The sequence below is a fragment of the Pseudomonas benzopyrenica genome, assembly GCF_036884265.1.
Classification (GTDB): Bacteria; Pseudomonadota; Gammaproteobacteria; order Pseudomonadales; family Pseudomonadaceae; genus Chryseomonas; species Chryseomonas benzopyrenica.
On sequence record NZ_CP145723.1, the window covers coordinates 3,804,127 to 3,822,930 of the forward strand.

Genomic DNA, 18,804 nt, shown 5'->3' on the forward strand with positions numbered 1-18,804 from the left:
AAACGCTATCCAAGTCAATCGCAGTTCGGGCGGTGAGCCTGACCTGAAAGCGCTGGAGCACTCGTCCTTCTGCTGTTTGCGGGCTATTTGCCACCAATCCGGCCTGTCGTCCGAAGCCGGGCCAGGTGCCCTTGCCTACCACCTGGAGTTACTGTATATAATCACAGCATCATTAGACGACGCGACGTGCATCATGCTGAAACTGACACCGCGACAAGCCGAGATCCTGGCCTTCATCAAGCGTTGCCTCGAAGCCAATGGCTTTCCGCCTACCCGCGCGGAGATCGCGCAGGAGCTTGGTTTCAAATCGCCGAATGCGGCCGAGGAGCACCTCAAGGCCCTGGCCCGCAAGGGCGCCATCGAGATGACGCCGGGCGCCTCTCGTGGCATCCGCATCCCGGGGCTGGATACTACGCGCAAGGCCGACGAGAGCCTGCCAGTCATCGGTCGGGTCGCCGCGGGCGCCCCCATCCTGGCCGAGCAGAACGTCGAGGAAAACTGCGCCATCAACCCGGCCTTCTTCCAGCCCCGTGCCGACTACCTGCTCAAGGTCAAGGGCATGAGCATGAGAGACGTCGGCATCCTCGATGGCGACCTCTTGGCCGTCCATGTGACCCGTGAGGTGCACAATGGCCAGATCGTCGTGGCCCGGGTGGGCGACGAAGTCACCGTGAAGAGATTCAAGCGCTCGGGCAACCAGGTCACCCTGCTGGCGGAAAATCCCGAGTTCGCCCCTATCGAAGTCGATCTTTCCACCCAGGAATTCGCCATCGAAGGGTTAAGCGTTGGCGTCATCCGCCGCTAACGTCTAGGGCTGGCCTGCGGGCCAGCCTCTTGTCACCGCTATTTGCCTTACGCCGAAGTCTTGATCGGGGGTATAGGTTCGCGCTCCGAAAAAGCGCTCAAGACCAGGCTGAGCACAGTGACGTCATGTATCCGTGGTACATGATCTCAAGTGGATTTGATCGAGTCGCCTCCAGGAGGTAGCCATGCAATTTCCCCTGATGTTCGATGCCCCGCGTTCGTTGGTTCAAGAGCTGGACCTGGCACCTGAGCTCCTGCTGCAGGAGCTGACCGCCTTTCTGCCCAAGGCCGGCAAGCCGGCCCGGGAGCTGCCGGCCGCCCCGCTGCCGGACACCTTCAGCGAGATGTCCCTGCACGGTAGCCAGGAACAATGCCTGCAGTTGCTGGCGCCCATCCTGCGCCAGCTGAGCGACAAAGACGATGCTCGCTGGCTGACCCTGGTCACGCCGCCGTCGCTGCTCAGCAACGCCTGGTTGCGCAGTACCCATCTGAATCCGGAACGGGTGCTCCTGCTGCAGACGCCGAGCGCGGCCAAGACGCTGCAACTGGCCTGCGAGGTGCTGCGCAAGGGGCAGAGTCATACGGTGATCAGCTGGCTGCACGACCTCAGCGATGCGGGCAAGCAGCAACTGGCACGCGCCGCGGCCCAGGGCAACAGCCAGAGTCTGAACGTCAGATTCGCCTAGGCAGCGGGCAGGAAGGGATGTAGCAGCGGCATTCCCGCACGGAATGCCGGATCAGGCGGAGAGTCAGTGCAGGACGCGGGGTTGATCGTCACGCTGAAGGCTGTCGCCTTCGGCCAAGCGACCCGCCATCTGCACGCCCAGGTTGAACATGGCCTTGGCCACCTCTATCTGCTGTCCATGCAGGAAATCCTTGGCATCGCTGGAAAACTCAAGGGTCACGAGGGCTTCCTCGTCGTCCGCACGGCGCAACACGATGCGACCATCGGAGAGTTCAACGATTTCCAGGTAGGCAGTAGTCATTCAGTATCTCCACAGCTAAGCGGATAGTGTAACAGCGTGGGGTCTGGGAGGCTGACTTGCCTGAGCCTTTTTCGACGGTCTGCAAGGCCATCGTCCTGACGGCCTCTGCGGCATGCTAGCTGGACGGCTCCTACCACTCGGTCATGGCACCGCGGAATCTGAGCGCCGTCTGCTTGAGACTTTCGCGCCAGGCTTCCACTTCTTCAAGACCCAGTTCCGGTTCGGCCGGTTCCAGGCTGACCGCTTCGATGAGGGCCAAGGTCGGGTCCTGCTTGGGCCGCCGTGGCGCCTGGGGCGGTTGCAGCAGCCGCTGGTATTCGGCGATCAACCGCGCCAGCCAAGTCTCCGAATTGCCAGCCAGCTCCACCAGTTCACCCATTTCCGGACTGGGCGCCTCGTTCAAGGCGTCGGGTGAGAGCAGGACGGCGAGCGACGTGGCTTCCATGGTGGGATGACGGTAGAAGCCTGCCACCTCCTGACAGAGCCCCAGCAGGGCGCCATGCAGGTGAAACAGGCAAGCCTCGCGCTCGGCCATGATGCGGCCCTGGCTTTGGGCGGAGGGTGCCGCCTGAGCCGAGCGCCAGCTGTCCAGCGCTAGACCGGCGAAATAGAGCTTCTGGTTGGTGCGGGTGTAACGCTCGTTGGCCATGCCCTTCTCCTCAGGCCGGCTCACGCCGACCACCTGTCTCGCGCCGGAGCCAAAGGCCCTAGCGCTTCTCTTCCACCTGCCACTTCTTGCCGTCGTAGAAGGCCTTCCAGCCGGTGGGCTTGCCCTCGACCTCGGTCTGCACGTACTGCTCCTTGGTCTTGCGGCTGAAGCGGATCACCGCCGGGCGGCCTTCGGCATCCTTCACCGGAGCACTCAGCAGATAATGGTACTTGGGATCGATCTCGTCGCGATGGGGCAGCAGTTCACTGACCAACGGCGCACGGGTCTCGCGATTCTTCGGGAAGCCACTGGCGGCCAGGAACAAGCCCGAGGCCCCGTCGCGCAACACATAGGTGTCGTCGACCTTCTCGCAGCGCAGCTCAGGCATGGGCACGGCATCCATCTTCGGCGGAGCCGGCTCGCCGTTCTTGAGCAACTTGCGGGTGTTCTTGCAGGCCGGATTGGTACAGCCGAAGAATTTGCCGAAACGGCCGGTCTTGAGCTGCATCTCGCTGCCGCACTTGTCGCATTCCAGCGACGGGCCTTCGTAGCCCTTGATGCGATAGCTGCCCTCTTCGATCTCGTAGCCCGGGCAGTCCGGATTGTTGCCGCAGACGTGAAGCTTGCGATGCTCGTCGATCAGATAGGCGTCCATCGCGGTGCTGCAGATGGGGCAGCGGTGCTTGCCACGCAGGACAAGAGACTCGGATTCGCCCTCGTCGTCATCGGCGATCTCGTCGCCCGGAACCAGGTTGATGGTGGCCTTGCAGCGTTCCTTGGGCGGCAGGGCGTAGCCGGAGCAGCCCAGGAAGACGCCGGTGGAGGCGGTACGGATCATCATCGGCCGACCGCAGAGCTGGCAGGGAATGTCCGTCAGGGTCGGCTGATTGGCTCGCATGCCCTTCTCGCCCGCTTCGGCGTATTCCAGCTTCTGCTTGAAATCTCCATAGAATTCGTCGAGCAGATTCTTCCAGTCCCGTTCGCCCTGGGCGACGTTGTCCAGATTGCCTTCCATGTTGGCGGTGAAGCTGAAGTCCATCAGGTTGGCGAAGCTTTCGTTCAACCGGTCGGTGACGATGTCGCCCATCTTCTCGGCATAGAACCGGCGATTGTGCACCGTTACGTAGCCGCGATCCTGGATGGTGGAAATGATGGCGGCATAGGTCGACGGCCGGCCGATGCCGCGCTTCTCCAGCTCCTTGACCAGGCTGGCTTCGGAGAAGCGGGCTGGCGGCTTGGTGAAGTGCTGACTCGGGTCGAGCTTGACCAGGCCGAGGTCCTCGCCCTGCTTCATCTCCGGCAGGACGTCGTCGTCACCCGGCTTGCTCTGCTGCGGCAGGACGCGGGTGTAACCATCGAACTTGAGGATGCGACCGCGGGCACGCAGCTCGAAGTCGCCCGCCGCGGCGGTCACCGTGGTGGACAGGTATTCGGCCGGCGGCATCTGGCAGGCCAGGAACTGGCGCCAGATCAGTTCGTACAGGCGCTCGGCGTCACGCTCCATGCCCGACAGGCTGTTGGGCTTGACGTTGACGTCGGACGGGCGGATGGCCTCGTGCGCTTCCTGGGCGCCTTCGCGACTGCCGTAGACGTTGGCCTTTTCCGGCAGGTACTGCTTGCCGAATTCACTCTCGATGTAGCCACGGGCCATGGCGATGGCATCGCCCGACAGGTTGGTCGAGTCGGTACGCATGTAGGTGATGTAGCCGGCCTCATAGAGACGCTGGGCCATCATCATGGTCTTCTTCACCCCGAAGCCCAGGCGATTGCTCGCCGCCTGCTGTAGGGTGGAGGTGATGAAGGGCGCGGAGGGCCTGCTGCTGGTCGGCTTGTCTTCGCGCTTGGCGATGCGATAGGCGGCCTTTTCCAGCTTTGTCAGGGCGGCCTTGGCCTGGGCTTCGTTCAGCGGCTTGAAGGCTTCGCCCTTCTCGCGCACCACTTCGAAACGCACCTGGGCCTTTTTCGGCGTGGCCAGGTCGGCGTGGATCTCCCAGTATTCCTCGGGGACGAAGGCACGGATCTCGCGCTCGCGCTCCACCACCAGCTTGACCGCCACCGACTGAACTCGACCGGCGGACAGGCCACGGGCGATCTTCGACCACAGCAGCGGCGAGACCATGTAGCCGACCACGCGGTCAAGAAAACGCCGCGCCTGCTGGGCGTTGACGCGATTGATGTCCAGTTCGCCGGGCTGGGAGAAGGCCTCTTGGATGGCCTTCTTGGTGATCTCGTTGAAGACCACGCGCTTGTAGCGCGAGTCGTCGCCGCCGATGGCTTCCCGCAGGTGCCAGGCGATGGCCTCCCCTTCGCGGTCCAAGTCGGTCGCGAGATAGACGGTGTCGGCGTCCTTGGCCAGGCGGCGCAGCTCCTCGATCACCTTTTCCTTGCCGGGTAGGATCTCGTAGTGCGCCTTCCAGCCGTGCTCGGGATCGACACCCATGCGGGCGAACAGCTGACGCCGGGCCTTTTCCTTGGGTGACAGCGCGGGCGCCTCGGCGGCGGTCTTGCGCGTCTTGGCGGCGGGCTCCTTGGCGGTGCCAGCGCCGCTGGTGGGAAGGTCGCGGATGTGGCCGATGCTCGACTTCACCACGTACTGGTTACCCAGATACTTGTTGATGGTCTTGGCCTTGGCCGGGGATTCCACGATGACCAGCGATTTACCCATGGGAGAGTCAGATTCCTGCTTGAAAGCGATGAGCGAGCGAAAGGCGAGCGCCAATACGGCGGATGGAGGACCAGAACGACTTCAGTCTGATGCGCCGGGGGCGGTCGGCCAACGCGGCACCGCTATATATAGTGGCGATGTCGGCAAGGTCAAGGCTGCGGCGTGGCATCCAGACCCAAGGGATCGGCTTCGACGCTGATCAGCGCGAAGCGCGGCACCTGCTCGCCATCGACCTGGACGCTCTCGCGAAACATGCTCAAGGGGCGGGCCCAGAGACCATATTCGCCATACAACGCCTGATAGATGACCAGCTCTTCCTCGGTCTCCGAATGCCGGGCCAGACCCAGCACCCGATACTGCTGACCCTTGTAGTGCCGGTAGAGTCCCGTCTGCAATGCCATGTTCCACCTCGAAAAAAGAAAACCGGGGCAGCCCTGGGGGCGCCCCGGTCGGATGACGCACGCTGCGGCGGATCAGCGCAGGCGTTCGAACACCGTGGTGATGCCCTGGCCGAGCCCCACGCACATGGTGGCCAGGCCGAAGGTGCCGTCATTCTGTTTCATGACATTTAACAGCGTGCCTGAAATTCTGGCGCCAGAGCAACCGAAGGGGTGACCCAGGGCGATGGCGCCCCCGTGCAGATTGACCTTTTCCTCCATCTTGTCGAGCACCTTGAGGTCCTTGAGCACCGGCAGGGCCTGGGCGGCGAAGGCTTCGTTGAGCTCGATGAAATCGATGTCGGCGATGGTCAGGCCGGCACGCTTGAGCGCCTTCTGCGAGGCCGGCACCGGACCGTAGCCCATGATCGCCGGATCCACGCCGGCCACGGCCATGGAGCGGATCTTGGCCAGCGGTTGTAGGCCCAGGTCCTGGGCGCGCTGGGCGGACATGACCAGCATGCAGGAGGCGCCATCAGTGATCTGCGAGGAGGTGCCGGCGGTCACGGTCCCGCCCTTCGGGTTGAAGGCCGGCTTCAGGGCCGCCAGCCCTTCGAGGGTGGTCTCCGGACGGATGGTCTCGTCCTGGCTGAAGACCTTGAGGAAGCCGTTCTCGTCGTGACCTTCCAGGGGAATGATCTCGTCCTTGAACTTGCCTTCCTGGGTGGCCTTCCAGGCCAGCTGGTGCGAGCGGTAGCCGAACTGGTCCTGGGCCTCGCGGGTGATGCCGTGCATCTTGCCCAGCATTTCGGCGGTCAGGCCCATCATGCCGGAGGCCTTGGCGGCGTGCAGCGACAGCTGGGGGTTCGGGTCGACGCCGTGCATCATGCCGACATGGCCCATGTGCTCCACGCCGCCGACGACGAAGACGTCTCCGTTGCCGGTCTGGATTGCCTGGGCGGCAGTGTGCAGGGCGCTCATGGAAGAGCCGCACAGGCGGCTCACCGTCTGGGCGCCGCTGGTGTGGGGAATGCGGGTCAGCAACGACGCCATGCGGGCGATGTTCCAGCCCTGCTCCAGGGTCTGGTTGACGCAGCCCCAGATCACGTCTTCCACCTCGGCCGGATTGACCTGGGGATTGCGGTCGAGGACCGCGTCGATCAGCCGCGCGGACAGGGTCTCGGCGCGGGTGTTGCGGTGCATGCCGCCCTTGGAACGGCCCATGGGCGTGCGGGCGAAGTCGACGATGACGACGTCTCTCGGATTCAGACTCATTTCTTTACTCCAGGCTCAACCGAAGAAGCGTTGGCCAGCGGCGGCCATTTCGCGGAGTTTGGGGGTCGGGTGATACAGCGGCCCGAGGTCGGCGTACTGGTCGGCCATGGCGACGAATTCGGCCACGCCCAGGCTGTCGATGTAGCGCAGCGCACCGCCCCGGAAGGGGGGGAAGCCGATGCCGTAGATCAGGCCCATGTCAGCCTCGGCGGCGCTGTCGACGATACCGTCTTCCAGGCAGCGCACGGCTTCCAGACACAGCGGCACCATCATCCGCTCGACGATCTGCTCGTCGGTGAATTCACGCTGCTCGTAGGTGACCGGTGCCAGTACCTCGGCCACGGCCGGGTCGGCGACCTTCTTCGGCTTGCCCTTCTTGTCGGTCTCGTAGACATAGAAGCCCTTGCCGTTCTTCTGGCCGAAGCGCTGGGCTTCGTAAAGGGCGTCCACCGCGGTCTTGCGGCTTTCCTTCATGCGCTCGGGGAAGCCCTCGGCCATGACGTCGCGGGCGTGGTGGGCGGTGTCCATGCCGACCACGTCCATCAGGTAGGCCGGGCCCATGGGCCAGCCGAATTTTTCCATCAGCCGATCGACGCGCTGGAAATCGGCCCCCTGGGCCAGCAGCGCGGCGAAGCCGCCGAAGTACGGGAAGAGAATGCGGTTGACCAGGAAGCCGGGGCAGTCATTGACCACGATGGGGTTCTTGCCCATCTGGCGAGCGTAGGCCACGGTGGTGGCGATGGCCCTTTCGCTGGTCTTCTCGCCACGGATCACCTCGACGAGGGGCATCATGTGCACCGGGTTGAAGAAGTGCATGCCGCAGAAGTTTTCCGGACGCTTGAGCGCCTGGGCCAGGAGACTGATGGAGATGGTGGAGGTGTTGGAGGTGAGGATGGCGTCCTCGCGTACCTGGCCTTCCACTTCGGCCAGCACGGCCTGCTTGACCTTGGGGTTCTCGACCACCGCCTCGACCACCAGGTCGACGCTCTTGAAGTCGCCATAGGACAGGGTCGGGCGGATGCGATTGAGCGCCTCGGCCATCTTCACCGGCTCCAGGCGGCCCTTCTCGACGCGCTTGTTGAGCAGCTTGCTGGCTTCGTTCAGGCCCAGTTCCAGGGCTTCGTCACGAATGTCCTTCATCAGGATCGGCGTGCCCTTGAGCGCGGACTGGTAGGCGATGCCGCCACCCATGATGCCGGCACCCAGGACGCTGGTCAGCTTGACCGGCGCAGCCTGCTTTTCCAGCACCTTGGCCTTGCGCTTGAGCGCCTGGTCATTGAGGAACAGCCCGACCAGGCTGGCGGAGACCGAGGTCTGGGCCATCTTGGCGAAACCGGCGCCTTCGACTTCCAGGGCCTTGTCACGACCGTAGTTGGCGGACTTCTGGATGGCCTTGATGGCTTCCAGCGGCGCCGGATAGTGCGGACCGGCCTGGCTGGCGACGAAACCCTTTGCCGATTCGAAGGCCATCATGGCCTCGATGGCATTGAGCTGCAGCTTTTCCAGCTTGGGCTTGCGCTTGGCCTGGTAGTCCAGCTCGCCGGCGGCGGCGCGACGAACCAGGTCCAGGGCGGCATCGAACAGGTGCTCGGGGGCGACCACGGCATCGGCCACGCCGACCTTGAGAGCGGTGGCGGCGTCGTTTTCCTTGCCGGAGGCGATCCACTCGATGGCGTTGTCGCTGCCGATCAGGCGCGGCAGGCGAACGGTGCCGCCCCAGCCGGGATAGATGCCCAGCTTGACTTCCGGCAAGCCGATGCGCGCGGCGGTGCTCAGCACCCGGTAGTCGGCGGCCAGGGTCATCTCGCAACCACCACCCAGGGCGATGCCGCCCACGGCGGCCACGGTGGGCACCGGCAGGTCTTCGAAGTCGCTGAAGATGCGGTTGATCTCGGCGATGCCGGCCTGCAGCTCTTCGGTCGGCCGGCCGAACATCTCGACGAATTCGGTGATGTCGGCGCCGACGATGAAGACGTCCTTGCCGCTGGTGACGATGACGCCGCGCAGGCCGGCGTGGGCTTTCAGGGCATCCACGGCCTGGCGGAATTCGCGCAGGGTGATGGCGCTGAACTTGTTGACCGATTCGCCTTGGAGGTCGAAGCGAAGTTCGGCGATGCCGTCCTCCACGTCGCGCACCGAAAGGGCTTTGCCTTCGAAAATCATCAGCGGGTCTCCCTTGAGTCCTGGTCGCGAGGCGGGCGGCAGCTTCGGGTGGAAGCCGAAAATCGCCAGCCCCGATATTGTTCTGTGGAGGGCACCGGCCGGGCCGGGGCGAAAATTCATACAACCGTTTGAACGGCTCGCACAACCTTCTGGCAAAAGCGGGCGCTTGTCAATTGGGACACGCGGGGAAAGCGCAACCGGGGGTTCGCGTGGTGGGCGCTTGAGCTTGGCGCGCTTCTGTGCAAGATAGCCGTGGAGCTATCCCCGACTCCTGGAGTCGAAACTACAAGTGGGCGAGCCTCTGCCTGAACAGCTGCCGAGCGACAGCCGGTTCTTTCCAGGCAGAACCTGAAGCCTGCGAATCGAGCGCCAGCCACGGTACGGCCTGGCGCCCCATCATGAAGGAGAGATGTGTATGGCCTACCAACACATATTGGTTGCCGTCGACCTGACCGACGATTGCCAGCCGGTGATCCGCCGCGCCGTGGCCCTGGGTCAGTGCTGTGGCAGCAAGGTGTCCCTGGTGCACGTGGTCGAGCCCATGGCCATGGCCTTTGGCGGTGATGTGCCCATGGATCTGTCGTCGCTGCAGCAGCAGCAGATCGAGCAGGCCCGCGAGCGGCTGGATGGTTTCACCACCCAGTACGCCGAGTTGGCTGGCAACTGCGTGCTGGCCTATGGGCAGCCGCGCCAGGAGATCCACCGCATGGCCAAGGAGCAGGGCTGCGACCTGATCGTGGTCGGCAGCCATGGTCGTCACGGTCTGGCCTTGCTGCTGGGCTCGACGTCCAACGACCTGCTGCACGGCGCGCCTTGCGATACCCTCGCGGTGGCCCTGAACAAGGACAAGACCTGATCCCGCGGCCGGGTTGGATCACTCCAACTCGGCCCAGCGCTCGATGAGGCGATCCAGTTCGGCCTGCAGCGCGTCCATGCGGGCCAGCTTGGCCTGAGTGACCTCGCCCGGCAGCTGGTAGAAGCCGGGATCGGCAATCGCGGTCTGCAGGGCTTCCAGTTCGATCTCCGCGGTTTCGATGGCGCCTGGCAGGGCGTCCAGCTCACGCTGCTCCTTGTAGCTGAGCTTGCGCTTGGCCGGCGCGGCTGCGGGTGCCGCCACAGGAGCAGGCTCGGCCTTGGCGGCCGGCTGTACCGGCTTGTCTTCGCGGGTTTGTACGCCCAGCAGGCGCGGTGAGCCACCCTGGCGCAGCCAATCCTGGTAGCCACCGACGTACTCCCGTACCCGCCCTTCCCCTTCGAACACCAGGGTGCTGGTCACCACGTTGTCGAGGAAAGCCCGGTCGTGGCTGACCATCAGCACGGTGCCCTCGAAACTCAGCAGCACCTCTTCGAGCAGTTCCAGGGTCTCGACGTCGAGGTCGTTGGTGGGTTCGTCCAGCACCAGCAGGTTGGCCGGCTTGCTGAACAGCTTGGCCAGCAGCAGGCGCGCGCGCTCGCCACCGGACAGTGCCTTGACCGGGGTACGAGCACGCTGGGGGCTGAACAGGAAATCGCCCAGGTAGCTCAGCACATGGCGATCCTGGCCGTTGATGGTGATGAATTCGCGACCCTCGGCGAGGTTGTCGATCACCGTCTTCTCCGGCTCCAGTTGCAGGCGCAGCTGGTCGAAGTAGGCGATCTCCAGCTTGGTGCCGTACTGGATCTTGCCGGTGGTGGGCTGCAGGTCACCCAGCAGCAGCTTGAGCAGGGTGGTCTTGCCCGAGCCATTGGGGCCGAGCAGGCCGATGCGATCGCCACGCTGGATCAGCAGGGTCAGGTCGCGGATGAGCGGCTCGCCGCCGGGGTGGGCATAGCTCATGTGCTCGGCGAGGATGACCTGCTTGCCGGACTTGTCGGCCGTTTCCAGCAATAGATTGGCCTTGCCCTGGCGCTCGCGGCGCTCGCTGCGTTCGTTGCGCATGGCCTTAAGGGCACGGACCCGGCCTTCGTTGCGGGTCCGCCGAGCCTTGATGCCCTGGCGGATCCAGACCTCTTCCTGGGCCAGGCGCTTGTCGAACAGGGCATTGGCGGTCTCTTCGGCCGCCAGCTGCTGCTCCTTGTGCACCAGGAAGCTGGCGTAGTCGCCCTGCCAATCGATCAGGTTGCCGCGGTCCAGTTCGAGGATGCGGGTGGCCAGCGCCTGAAGGAAGGCCCGGTCGTGGGTGATGAACAGCACGGCGCCGGGATAGCCGCGCAGGGCTTCTTCCAGCCAGGCGATGGCACCGATGTCCAGGTGGTTGGTGGGCTCGTCGAGCAGCAGCAGATCGGGCTCGGCCACCAGGGCCTGAGCCAGCAGCACGCGCCGCCGCCAGCCACCGGACAGTTCGGCGAGGGTCTTTTCCGCCGGCAGCTGCAGCCGGCTCAGGGTGCTCTCCACCAGTTGTTGCAGGCGCCAGCCATCGCGGGCCTCCAGCTCCTGCTGGACGTGCATGAGGCGGTCCATGTCCAGCTCGCCACTGGTGTCCTGGGTCAGGTGGTGGTATTCGGCAAGCAGTTCGCCGACGCCCGCCAGGCCGGCGGCCACCACGTCGAACACCGAGCGGTCGTCGGCGCGCGGCAATTCCTGCGGCAGCTCGCCGATCTTCAGCGCCGGCGCGCGCCAGACCTCGCCATCGTCGGCCTGCTGCTCACCCTTGACGATGCGCAAGAGGCTGGATTTGCCGGTGCCGTTGCGGCCGATGATGCATACCCGCTCGCCCCGTTCGATCTGCCAGGACACCCCGTCCAGCAAGGGGGTGACGCCAAAGGCCAGGGATACGTTGGTGAACTTGAGCAGCGCCATGGGTTTCTCCGCGAAAAAGGCCAGCCAGTCTAGCAGAGACGCCTACCCTGGCGCCGGTCGACGCGACCCGGCGAAACGCCCGGACCGCCCGACGGCAGGCCATGGTCGACGCTTTCGCCGCCTGGCGCCGGCACGTAAGCTAGACTGCCCCGTGACGGTCGGCCGTTGGCCCTGAGCCTGGCGCGCCGCCTCCTCCGCATTCAGCTTTTACGGAATTCCCATGCGCGGTCGCCTGTTCGTCATCCTGCCCCTGCTCCTCGCTCCCCTGATCGGCTCCACCACCTCGCAAGCCGCTCCCCTGGAGCAGCAGCGGCAACTCTACGACCAGGCCAAGGCGGCGCTGGACCGCGGCGACGCCAGCGTTTACCTGGCCAATCGCGGCGAACTGCGCACCTATCCGCTGGAGCCCTACCTGGCCTACGACGAGCTGATCAAGCGCGTCCCCGGCGCCAGCGACGCCGAGATCGAGACCTTTCTCGCCGAGCACGGCGATCTGCCGCAGTCCAACTGGCTGCGTCTGCGCTGGCTGCGCAGCCTGGCCGATCGCGGCGACTGGAATCGCTTCGAGAAATACTATTCGCCCGACTACAACTTCACCGAACTGGATTGCCTGCACGGCCAGTACCTGATCGCCCAGGGCAATGCCAGCGAGGGCTTCAAGCTGGCGGAGAAGTACTGGCTGGTGGGCAAAGCCCAGCCGACCAGCTGCGACGGCCTGTTCCAGGCCTGGGCGGCGCGCGGCCAGCTCACCGAGGAGCGGGTCTGGGAGCGCGCCAAGCTGGCCGCCGACAAGGGCGAATACGGCCTGGTGCGCACCCTCTCCGCCCAGTTGCCGACGCTGTCCGGCCAGGCCCAGCGGCTGATCGACGTGGCGCAGAAGCCGCAGCAGATCGCCAATGTCCAGGCCTTCGCGCCGGCCAGCGAGAGCCTCGCCGACGTGGTCGGCCTGGGCCTGCGCAAGCTGGCGCGCCAGGATCCGGAACAGGCCATGGGTCTGCTGGATGTCTACAGCCAGCGCATGCCCTTCACCCGCGACGAAAAGGTCGCCATCGCCCGCCAGATCGGCCTGACCCTGGCGAAGAACTTCGATCCGCGCGCCCTGCCGTTGATGGAGCGTTACGATCCCGAGCTGCGTGACGATGACGTCAGCGAATGGCGCGCCCGATTGCTCCTGCGCCTGGGTCGCTGGAGCGATGCCCATGCCCTGATCGAGCGCTTTCCGCCCACCCTGGCCAAGGCCAATCGCTGGGAATACTGGCGCGCCCGCACCCTGGAGCTGATGCAGCCGCAGAGTCCGGCGGTGCTGCGCGAGTACGCCGAAGTCAGTCGCGAGCGTGACTATTACGGCTTTCTCGCCGCCGACCGCAGCAAGGCGCCCTATCAGCTCAACAACAAGCCGCTGGTGCTCAGCGACGCCCTCAAGCGCAAGGTACGCAACACCCCGGGCGTGCAGCGGGCCCTGGAATTCATCGCTCGCGGCGAGCCGATCAATGCCCGCCGCGAGTGGTTCTACGTCAGCCGTCACTTCAACCGTGACGAACTGGTGGCCCAGGCGCGCATGGCCTACGACATGCAGTGGTACTTCCCGGCGATTCGCACCATCAGCCTGGCCAAGTACTGGGACGACCTGGATATCCGCTTCCCCATCGCCTATCGCGAGAGCTTCGTGCGCGAGGCCCAGACCCGCGGCCTGCACAGCAGCTGGGTGTTCGCCATCACCCGCCAGGAGAGCGGTTTCATGGCCGATGCGCGCTCCGGCGTGGGCGCCATGGGGCTGATGCAGCTGATGCCGGCCACCGCCAGCCATACCGCCAGCAAGTTCGCCATTCCCCTGGCCTCGCCGCAGCAGGCGCTGACCCCGGAAAAGAACATCCAGCTGGGCACCGCCTATCTGTCCATGGTCCATGCCCAGTTCAACGGCAACCGGGTGCTGGCCTCGGCCGCCTACAACGCCGGCCCGGGCCGGGTGAAGCGCTGGCTGAACGGCGCCCGCCACCTGGCCTTCGATGTCTGGGTGGAGACCATTCCCTTCGACGAGACGCGGCAATACGTGCAGAACGTACTGGCCTACGCGGTGATCTACGGCCAGAAGCTCAATTCGCCACAACCCCTGGTGGACTGGAACGAGCGCTTCTTCGACGAGACCTGAGCGCCTGCCGGCTAATCTCCCCCTCCCTGGCGGACTCGAACGCTGCTTCGAGTCCGCCGCGCAGTCGCCGTCCAGAGCGTTTCCGTCGCTGCGCCGCACGTTCCGGCAAGGCCTCCGGCCCCGTGACGGCTGCGCAATCGAGCGTCACCCCCTATACTGCAGCCCCTTTTTTTCCGCTATTGAACCGGAGAAACCCATGCTCAAGCGTTCGCTGGCCCTGGCAGCAGGCCTGGCCCTGTCCCTGACGTCCCTGCTTTCCCATGCCGCCGACGAACTGCGCGTCTCGGCCATTCCCGACGAGGCGCCCACCGAGCTGATCCGCAAGTTCAAGCCGCTGGGCGAGTACCTGGAGCAACGCCTGGGCATGCCGGTCAAGTTCGTGCCGGTGTCCGACTATGCCGGCGTGGTGGAAGCCATGGCGTCGGATCGACTGGACCTGGCCTGGTTCGGTGGCTTCACCTTCGTCCAGGCGCAGCGCAAGGCGCCGATGAATCCCCTGGTACAGCGTGAGGAAGATCAGCAGTTCACCAGCAAATTCATCACCGCCGATCCGGCCGTGAAGAGCCTGCAGGACCTTAAGGGCAAGACCTTCGCCTTTGGTTCGGTCTCCTCCACCTCGGGCAGCCTGATGCCGCGCTACTTCATGCAGCAGGAAGGCATCGTCCCCGAGCAGTTCTTCTCGCGGGTGGCCTACTCGGGCGCCCATGACGCCACCGTCGCCTGGGTCGCCGCGGGCAAGGCCGATGCCGGCGTGCTCAACGCCTCGGTGTGGAAGAAGCTGGTCGACGCCGGCAAGGTCGATACCAGCAAGGTTCGGGTGATATCCACCACCCCGCCCTACTACGACTACAACTGGACGGTGCGCGGCAGTCTGGATCCGCAACTGGCGGCCAAGATCAAGCAGGCCTTCCTCGACCTGGATCCGGCCAAGCCGGCGGACAAGGCGATCCTCGACCTGCAGGCGGCCAGCCGCTTCGTGCCGACCTCGCCGGACAACTACAAGAGCATCGAGGCTTCCGCCCTGGCAGCCGGCCTGCTCAAGTGAGTCTCGCCCTCAGGGGCGTGACGCTGGTACACGCCGATGGCTCGCCCGCCCTGGCCGATCTCGACCTCCACCTGGAACAGGGTGAGCAGGTCGCCCTGATCGGCCCGTCCGGGGCGGGCAAGACCAGCCTGCTGCGGCTGCTGGCGACCGGGCTGCGGCCCGTGACGGGTCAGCTGGAGCTACTCGGGGAAGATCCCTGGACGCTGGGCAACCGCGCGCGGCGCCAGCTGCGCGCCCGCATCAGCCTCATCCATCAGGCGCCGCCCTTGCCGGCGCGCCAGCGCGTGATCACCGCAGTACTGGCCGGACGCCTCGGCCAGTGGTCGCTGGCGCGCAGCCTGGTCAGCCTGGTGCATCCGCTGGATCGTGACGGCGCCGCCGCCGCCCTGGCGCCGCTGGATCTCGCCGATCGCCTCTATTCCTCCTGCGATCAGCTCTCCGGTGGCCAGCTGCAGCGCATCGGCATCGCCCGGGCGCTCTACCAGCAACCGCAGCTGCTGCTCGCCGACGAACCCGTGTCGGCCATGGACCCGGTGCTGGCCGGCCATACCCTGGAGGTGCTGAGCGACGCCGCGGCGCGCCAGGGCACCACCCTGGTCACCAGCCTGCACAACGTCGAACTGGCGTTGCAGCGCTTTCCGCGCATCCTCGGTCTGCGTGGCGGTCGGCTGCTGTGGGACAAGCCCGCCAGCGCCGTCACCCCGGCCGATCTCGCCGCGCTCTATGCCAACGAAGGCCTGAGCACCACCCTCCAGCCTGCCACCCCCGCCCCGGCGGAGACGCCGCTCGACCTGCCACGATGCTGACCTCGCCCCGCCCGGACCCGGCCGCCCGGCCCCGCCTGCTGCTCACCCTGCTGGCCCTGGTGCTGGCCTGGCCGACGCTGCGCCTGGCGGAATTCGATCTGCTGGGCCTCTTCACCGGCGACAATGCCCGCACCATGGGCAACTTTCTCGCCGGCTTCTGGCCACCGGCCCATGACGCCGACTTTCTCGCCGTGCTGGGGCGCGCCACCCTGGAAACCCTGGCCATCGCCACCTTGGGCATGGCCCTGGCGGCACTGATCGCCCTGCCCGCTGCCCTGCTCGCCACCCGCGCGCTGTCGATCTCCGCCCTGCCCCGCGCCGGTCGCCCCGGTCGGTTGCCGCGCCTGCTCCGCGGGCTGGTCCGCGGGGTACTGATCGTCCTGCGCAGCGTGCCGGAGATCGTCTGGGCGCTGCTGTTCGTCCGCGCCGTCGGCCTGGGCCCCACGGCGGGGGTGCTGGCCATCGCCATCACCTACGGCGGCATGTTGGGCAAGGTCTATGCGGAGATCTTCGAATCGGTCGATCCACGCCCAGCGCGGGCCTTGCTGCTGCAGGGCGCCGGGCGCCTGCAGGCCTTCGTCTATGGCGTGCTGCCCAATGCCGCGGGCGAGATGATTTCCTACAGCGTCTACCGCTGGGAGTGCGCCATCCGCGCTTCGGTGGTGATGGGCTTCGTCGGCGCTGGCGGCCTCGGCCAGCAGGTCGACCTGTCGCTACGCATGTTCGCCGGTGGCGAGGTGGCCAGCCTGCTGCTGACCTTCCTGATACTGGTGCTGCTGGCCGATGTGCTGAGCCGGCTGCTGCGCCAGGTGGAACGCAGCCGGGCCGGTGGCCGCGGGCTGTTGACGGTGTTGGCGATGGGCACCGCCCTGCTGGCGTCCATCAGCTACCTGGGCACCGCCTTCGGTGAATTGCTGAGCACCCGCGCCCTGGGTCAGATGGGTAGCTTCCTGGCAGATTTCCTCAAGCCGGATTTCTCCCTCGCCCAGCTATCGGCCGTGGCCCACGGCGCGGTGGAAACCCTGGCCATGTCGGCCCTGGGCACCCTGCTCGCCGGGCTGCTCGGCATCCTGCTAGCGCTGCCGGCGGCCGGTCGCCTTGGCCTGGCCGCCCTGGCGCTGGCGCGGCTGTTGCTCAACGCCCTGCGCGCCGTGCCCGAACTGGTCTGGGCGGCGCTGATGGTGCTGGCCGCCGGCCTGGGACCCAACGCCGGGACCCTGGCCCTGGCCCTGCATACCGCCGGGGTACTCGGCCGGCTGTTCGCCGAAGCCCTGGAAAACACCCCCAAGGCGCCTGCCGAAGCCATTCGCCTGGCCGGCGGTGGCGCGCTGGCGGCCTTTCTCTACGGCACCCTGCCGGCGGTCTGGCCGCAGTTGCTGGCCTATCTGCTCTATCGCTGGGAAAACAACATCCGCATGGCCAGCATCCTCGGCTTCGTCGGCGCCGGCGGCCTGGGGCAGCAGCTGTACTTCAGCCTGAGCCTGTTCCAGCAGGCCCAGGCCGCCACCGTGATCCTCGGCATGCTGGTGCTGGTGCTGGGCGTGGATCTGCTGAGCAACTGGGCCCGGCAGCGCTGGGTGGTGCGCTAAGCCAAGCCCTAGCGAATCTCCGGCAGCAGCAACGCCGGCAGTTGGGCGAGAAAGGCGGTTTCGTCGTCGAGCTGGCGCAGGTCCAGCCAGAGGGCGTCGGCGTCGATGCGTCCCACCACCGGGATGGGGAGCTGACGCAACCCCTCTTCCAGCTGCCGCAGGGCGCGGCCGCGCAGGCGCTTGCTGACCTGGGGGCGACAGCACAGCGCAGCCCCGGGCAAGCGTGCCACCGGCTGGGCGCCGCTGCCGATCATGCCCAGCGCCGGCTCCACGCTGACCGCATAGGTCGTGCCCAGCACGGCGACGAAGGCCGGCAGCAGGCGCTCGGCCTGGGTGGTGATGGCCTCGGCCGGGCGTGACAGCAGCCTGAGGCTGGGCAGCCGCTCGGCCAGTCGATCCGGATCGCGATAGAGCGCCAGGGTCGCTTCCAGGGCGGCCAGGGTCAGCTTGTCCACCCGCAGGGCGCGCTTGAGCGGATTCTTCTTGATGCGTTCGATGAGGTCGCGCCGGCCGACGATGAGGCCACACTGGGGGCCGCCCAGCAGCTTGTCGCCACTGAAGGTCACTAGGTCCGCACCATCGCGCAGCGCCTGCTGCACCGTGGGTTCGGCGGGCAGGCCCCAGCGCGTCAGGTCCACCAGGGTGCCGCTACCCAGGTCTTCCAGCAGCGGCACGTTATGGGCGCGGGCGATGGCGGCCAGCTCCGCCGTGGCCACGCTGGCGGTAAAGCCCTGGACGCTGTAGTTGCTGGTGTGCACCCGCATCAGCAGCGCGGTGCGCGGGCCGATGGCGGCCTCGTAGTCGCGGGCATGGGTGCGATTGGTGGTGCCCACCTCCACCAGCTTGACCCCGGCCCGGGCCATGATGTCGGGGATGCGAAAGGCACCACCGATCTCGATCAGCTCGCCACGGGACAGCACCCCTTCCTTGCGCGCGCCTAGGGCATGCAAGGCCAGCAGGACTGCCGCGGCGTTATTGTTGACCACGGTCACCGCCTCGGCGCCGGTCAGTTCGCGTACCAGGTCGGCCACCAGGTCGTCGCGATCGCCGCGCTTGCCGGTGGCCAGGTCGAATTCCAGATTCATCGGCTGACGCGCGGCCTCGGTCACCGCGGCGATGGCCTCTTCCGCCAGCAGGGCCCGCCCCAGGTTGGTGTGCAACACCGTGCCGGTGAGGTTGAACACCCGCCGCACCCGCGGCTGACTGCTCAGCGCCAGGCGCTCGCCCAGGCGTCCGGCCAGGACGCCCTCCTCCACCTCCACGGCGGTCAGCGTGCCGGCCTTCAGGGCGCCGCGCAGATCGTCCAGCAGCGACCGATAGCCGCCCAGGACCTGCTCGCGACCGTGGCGCTCCTCCAGCGGACGCGACGCGGGATGGCGCAGCAGGCGGTCGATGGACGGCAGGCGAATGGCGGTCATGGGAACCTCTGGGGTCGAGTCGATCCCCAGTGTAGCCCGAACCCAGGGCGGGTCGACCAGAGCGTGCCGCGCTGCTGCAGACCTAGCCCGCCGTTGCAT

At 66.3% G+C, this 18,804-nt stretch carries 15 protein-coding genes and 1 pseudogene; 8 read left to right on the top strand and 8 right to left on the bottom strand.

All coding sequences use genetic code 11. The features are described 5' to 3' along the window. Window positions 1-193 precede the first annotated feature (193 nt). Entirely contained in the window at window positions 194-805 is a 612-nt protein-coding gene (lexA, locus tag V6W80_RS18145; RefSeq protein WP_026083698.1) for a transcriptional repressor LexA, read from the top strand. A gap of 184 nt (window positions 806-989) precedes the next feature. Next, window positions 990-1,490, top strand: a complete 501-nt coding sequence (sulA, locus tag V6W80_RS18150; RefSeq protein WP_017639780.1) for an SOS-induced cell division inhibitor SulA — start codon at window positions 990-992, stop codon at window positions 1,488-1,490. A 63-nt stretch (window positions 1,491-1,553) separates the two neighbouring features. On the opposite strand, the gene V6W80_RS18155 is transcribed toward sulA, so the two are convergent. The 6 genes from V6W80_RS18155 to fadB form a co-directional block, all read right to left on the bottom strand. Beyond that, window positions 1,554-1,790, bottom strand: a complete 237-nt coding sequence (locus V6W80_RS18155; RefSeq protein WP_007162387.1) for a hypothetical protein — start codon at window positions 1,788-1,790, stop codon at window positions 1,554-1,556. Window positions 1,791-1,920: 130 nt separating this feature from the next. Beyond that, window positions 1,921-2,439, bottom strand: coding sequence for a DUF6586 family protein (locus V6W80_RS18160; protein WP_160923261.1), 519 nt, complete (start codon window positions 2,437-2,439; stop codon window positions 1,921-1,923). Between the two features lie 58 nt (window positions 2,440-2,497). Next, entirely contained in the window at window positions 2,498-5,104 is a 2,607-nt protein-coding gene (topA, locus tag V6W80_RS18165; RefSeq protein ID WP_338545010.1) for a type I DNA topoisomerase, read from the bottom strand. Window positions 5,105-5,253: 149 nt separating this feature from the next. Then, window positions 5,254-5,505 carry a DUF1653 domain-containing protein gene (locus tag V6W80_RS18170; RefSeq protein ID WP_026083700.1) on the bottom strand — a complete coding sequence of 84 codons (252 nt, stop codon included), beginning with the start codon at window positions 5,503-5,505 and terminating at the stop codon, window positions 5,254-5,256. A 72-nt stretch (window positions 5,506-5,577) separates the two neighbouring features. Then, complete coding sequence (fadA, locus tag V6W80_RS18175; protein WP_017639784.1) at window positions 5,578-6,756, bottom strand: acetyl-CoA C-acyltransferase FadA; 1,179 nt, start codon at window positions 6,754-6,756, stop codon at window positions 5,578-5,580. Window positions 6,757-6,771: 15 nt separating this feature from the next. Then, window positions 6,772-8,919: a fatty acid oxidation complex subunit alpha FadB gene (fadB, locus tag V6W80_RS18180; RefSeq protein WP_338545011.1), complete on the bottom strand. Its 2,148-nt coding sequence runs from the start codon at window positions 8,917-8,919 to the stop codon at window positions 6,772-6,774. Window positions 8,920-9,334: 415 nt separating this feature from the next. On the opposite strand from fadB, the gene V6W80_RS18185 reads away from it, so the two are divergent. Next, complete coding sequence (locus V6W80_RS18185; RefSeq protein ID WP_017639786.1) at window positions 9,335-9,775, top strand: universal stress protein; 441 nt, start codon at window positions 9,335-9,337, stop codon at window positions 9,773-9,775. Window positions 9,776-9,793: 18 nt separating this feature from the next. Here the strand turns inward: V6W80_RS18185 and V6W80_RS18190 are convergent, their stop codons facing one another. After that, window positions 9,794-11,698: an ATP-binding cassette domain-containing protein gene (locus V6W80_RS18190; protein ID WP_338545012.1), complete on the bottom strand. Its 1,905-nt coding sequence runs from the start codon at window positions 11,696-11,698 to the stop codon at window positions 9,794-9,796. Between the two features lie 220 nt (window positions 11,699-11,918). Between V6W80_RS18190 and V6W80_RS18195 the strand changes: the two genes are divergently transcribed. From V6W80_RS18195 to phnE, 5 genes and pseudogenes are all read left to right on the top strand, one after another. Continuing rightward, a complete protein-coding gene (locus V6W80_RS18195) occupies window positions 11,919-13,847 on the top strand; it encodes a transglycosylase SLT domain-containing protein (RefSeq protein WP_338545013.1) in 1,929 nt (642 codons plus the stop codon). A gap of 196 nt (window positions 13,848-14,043) precedes the next feature. After that, window positions 14,044-14,892: a putative selenate ABC transporter substrate-binding protein gene (locus V6W80_RS18200; protein ID WP_160923257.1), complete on the top strand. Its 849-nt coding sequence runs from the start codon at window positions 14,044-14,046 to the stop codon at window positions 14,890-14,892. After that, window positions 14,889-15,698, top strand: coding sequence for a phosphonate ABC transporter ATP-binding protein (locus tag V6W80_RS18205; protein ID WP_338545014.1), 810 nt, complete (start codon window positions 14,889-14,891; stop codon window positions 15,696-15,698). The genes V6W80_RS18200 and V6W80_RS18205 overlap by 4 nt, the downstream gene beginning before the upstream one ends. After that, window positions 15,692-16,504: pseudogene (locus V6W80_RS18210) on the top strand (PhnE/PtxC family ABC transporter permease); the annotation flags it as partial. The gene V6W80_RS18205 and the pseudogene V6W80_RS18210, both read left to right, overlap by 7 nt. A gap of 51 nt (window positions 16,505-16,555) precedes the next feature. Continuing rightward, window positions 16,556-17,287: a phosphonate ABC transporter, permease protein PhnE gene (gene phnE, locus V6W80_RS18215; protein ID WP_338547468.1), complete on the top strand. Its 732-nt coding sequence runs from the start codon at window positions 16,556-16,558 to the stop codon at window positions 17,285-17,287. A gap of 8 nt (window positions 17,288-17,295) precedes the next feature. Here the strand turns inward: phnE and selA are convergent, their stop codons facing one another. Then, window positions 17,296-18,705 carry an L-seryl-tRNA(Sec) selenium transferase gene (gene selA, locus V6W80_RS18220; RefSeq protein WP_338545015.1) on the bottom strand — a complete coding sequence of 470 codons (1,410 nt, stop codon included), beginning with the start codon at window positions 18,703-18,705 and terminating at the stop codon, window positions 17,296-17,298. Window positions 18,706-18,804: the final 99 nt, after the last annotated feature.

What these genes read in the sequence shown, in the direction of transcription:
- V6W80_RS18185 (WP_017639786.1), top strand. Translation starts at nt 9,335, where the DNA reads ATGGCCTACCAACACATATTGGTTGCCGTCGACCTGACCGACGATTGC.
- V6W80_RS18195 (WP_338545013.1), top strand. Translation starts at nt 11,919, where the DNA reads ATGCGCGGTCGCCTGTTCGTCATCCTGCCCCTGCTCCTCGCTCCCCTG.
- selA (WP_338545015.1), bottom strand. Translation starts at nt 18,705, where the DNA reads ATGACCGCCATTCGCCTGCCGTCCATCGACCGCCTGCTGCGCCATCCC.
- topA (WP_338545010.1), bottom strand. Translation starts at nt 5,104, where the DNA reads ATGGGTAAATCGCTGGTCATCGTGGAATCCCCGGCCAAGGCCAAGACC.
- V6W80_RS18160 (WP_160923261.1), bottom strand. Translation starts at nt 2,439, where the DNA reads ATGGCCAACGAGCGTTACACCCGCACCAACCAGAAGCTCTATTTCGCC.
- V6W80_RS18190 (WP_338545012.1), bottom strand. Translation starts at nt 11,698, where the DNA reads ATGGCGCTGCTCAAGTTCACCAACGTATCCCTGGCCTTTGGCGTCACC.
- V6W80_RS18155 (WP_007162387.1), bottom strand. Translation starts at nt 1,790, where the DNA reads ATGACTACTGCCTACCTGGAAATCGTTGAACTCTCCGATGGTCGCATC.
- phnE (WP_338547468.1), top strand. Translation starts at nt 16,556, where the DNA reads ATGGGCACCGCCCTGCTGGCGTCCATCAGCTACCTGGGCACCGCCTTC.
- V6W80_RS18200 (WP_160923257.1), top strand. Translation starts at nt 14,044, where the DNA reads ATGCTCAAGCGTTCGCTGGCCCTGGCAGCAGGCCTGGCCCTGTCCCTG.
- fadB (WP_338545011.1), bottom strand. Translation starts at nt 8,919, where the DNA reads ATGATTTTCGAAGGCAAAGCCCTTTCGGTGCGCGACGTGGAGGACGGC.
- fadA (WP_017639784.1), bottom strand. Translation starts at nt 6,756, where the DNA reads ATGAGTCTGAATCCGAGAGACGTCGTCATCGTCGACTTCGCCCGCACG.
- sulA (WP_017639780.1), top strand. Translation starts at nt 990, where the DNA reads ATGCAATTTCCCCTGATGTTCGATGCCCCGCGTTCGTTGGTTCAAGAG.
- lexA (WP_026083698.1), top strand. Translation starts at nt 194, where the DNA reads ATGCTGAAACTGACACCGCGACAAGCCGAGATCCTGGCCTTCATCAAG.
- V6W80_RS18170 (WP_026083700.1), bottom strand. Translation starts at nt 5,505, where the DNA reads ATGGCATTGCAGACGGGACTCTACCGGCACTACAAGGGTCAGCAGTAT.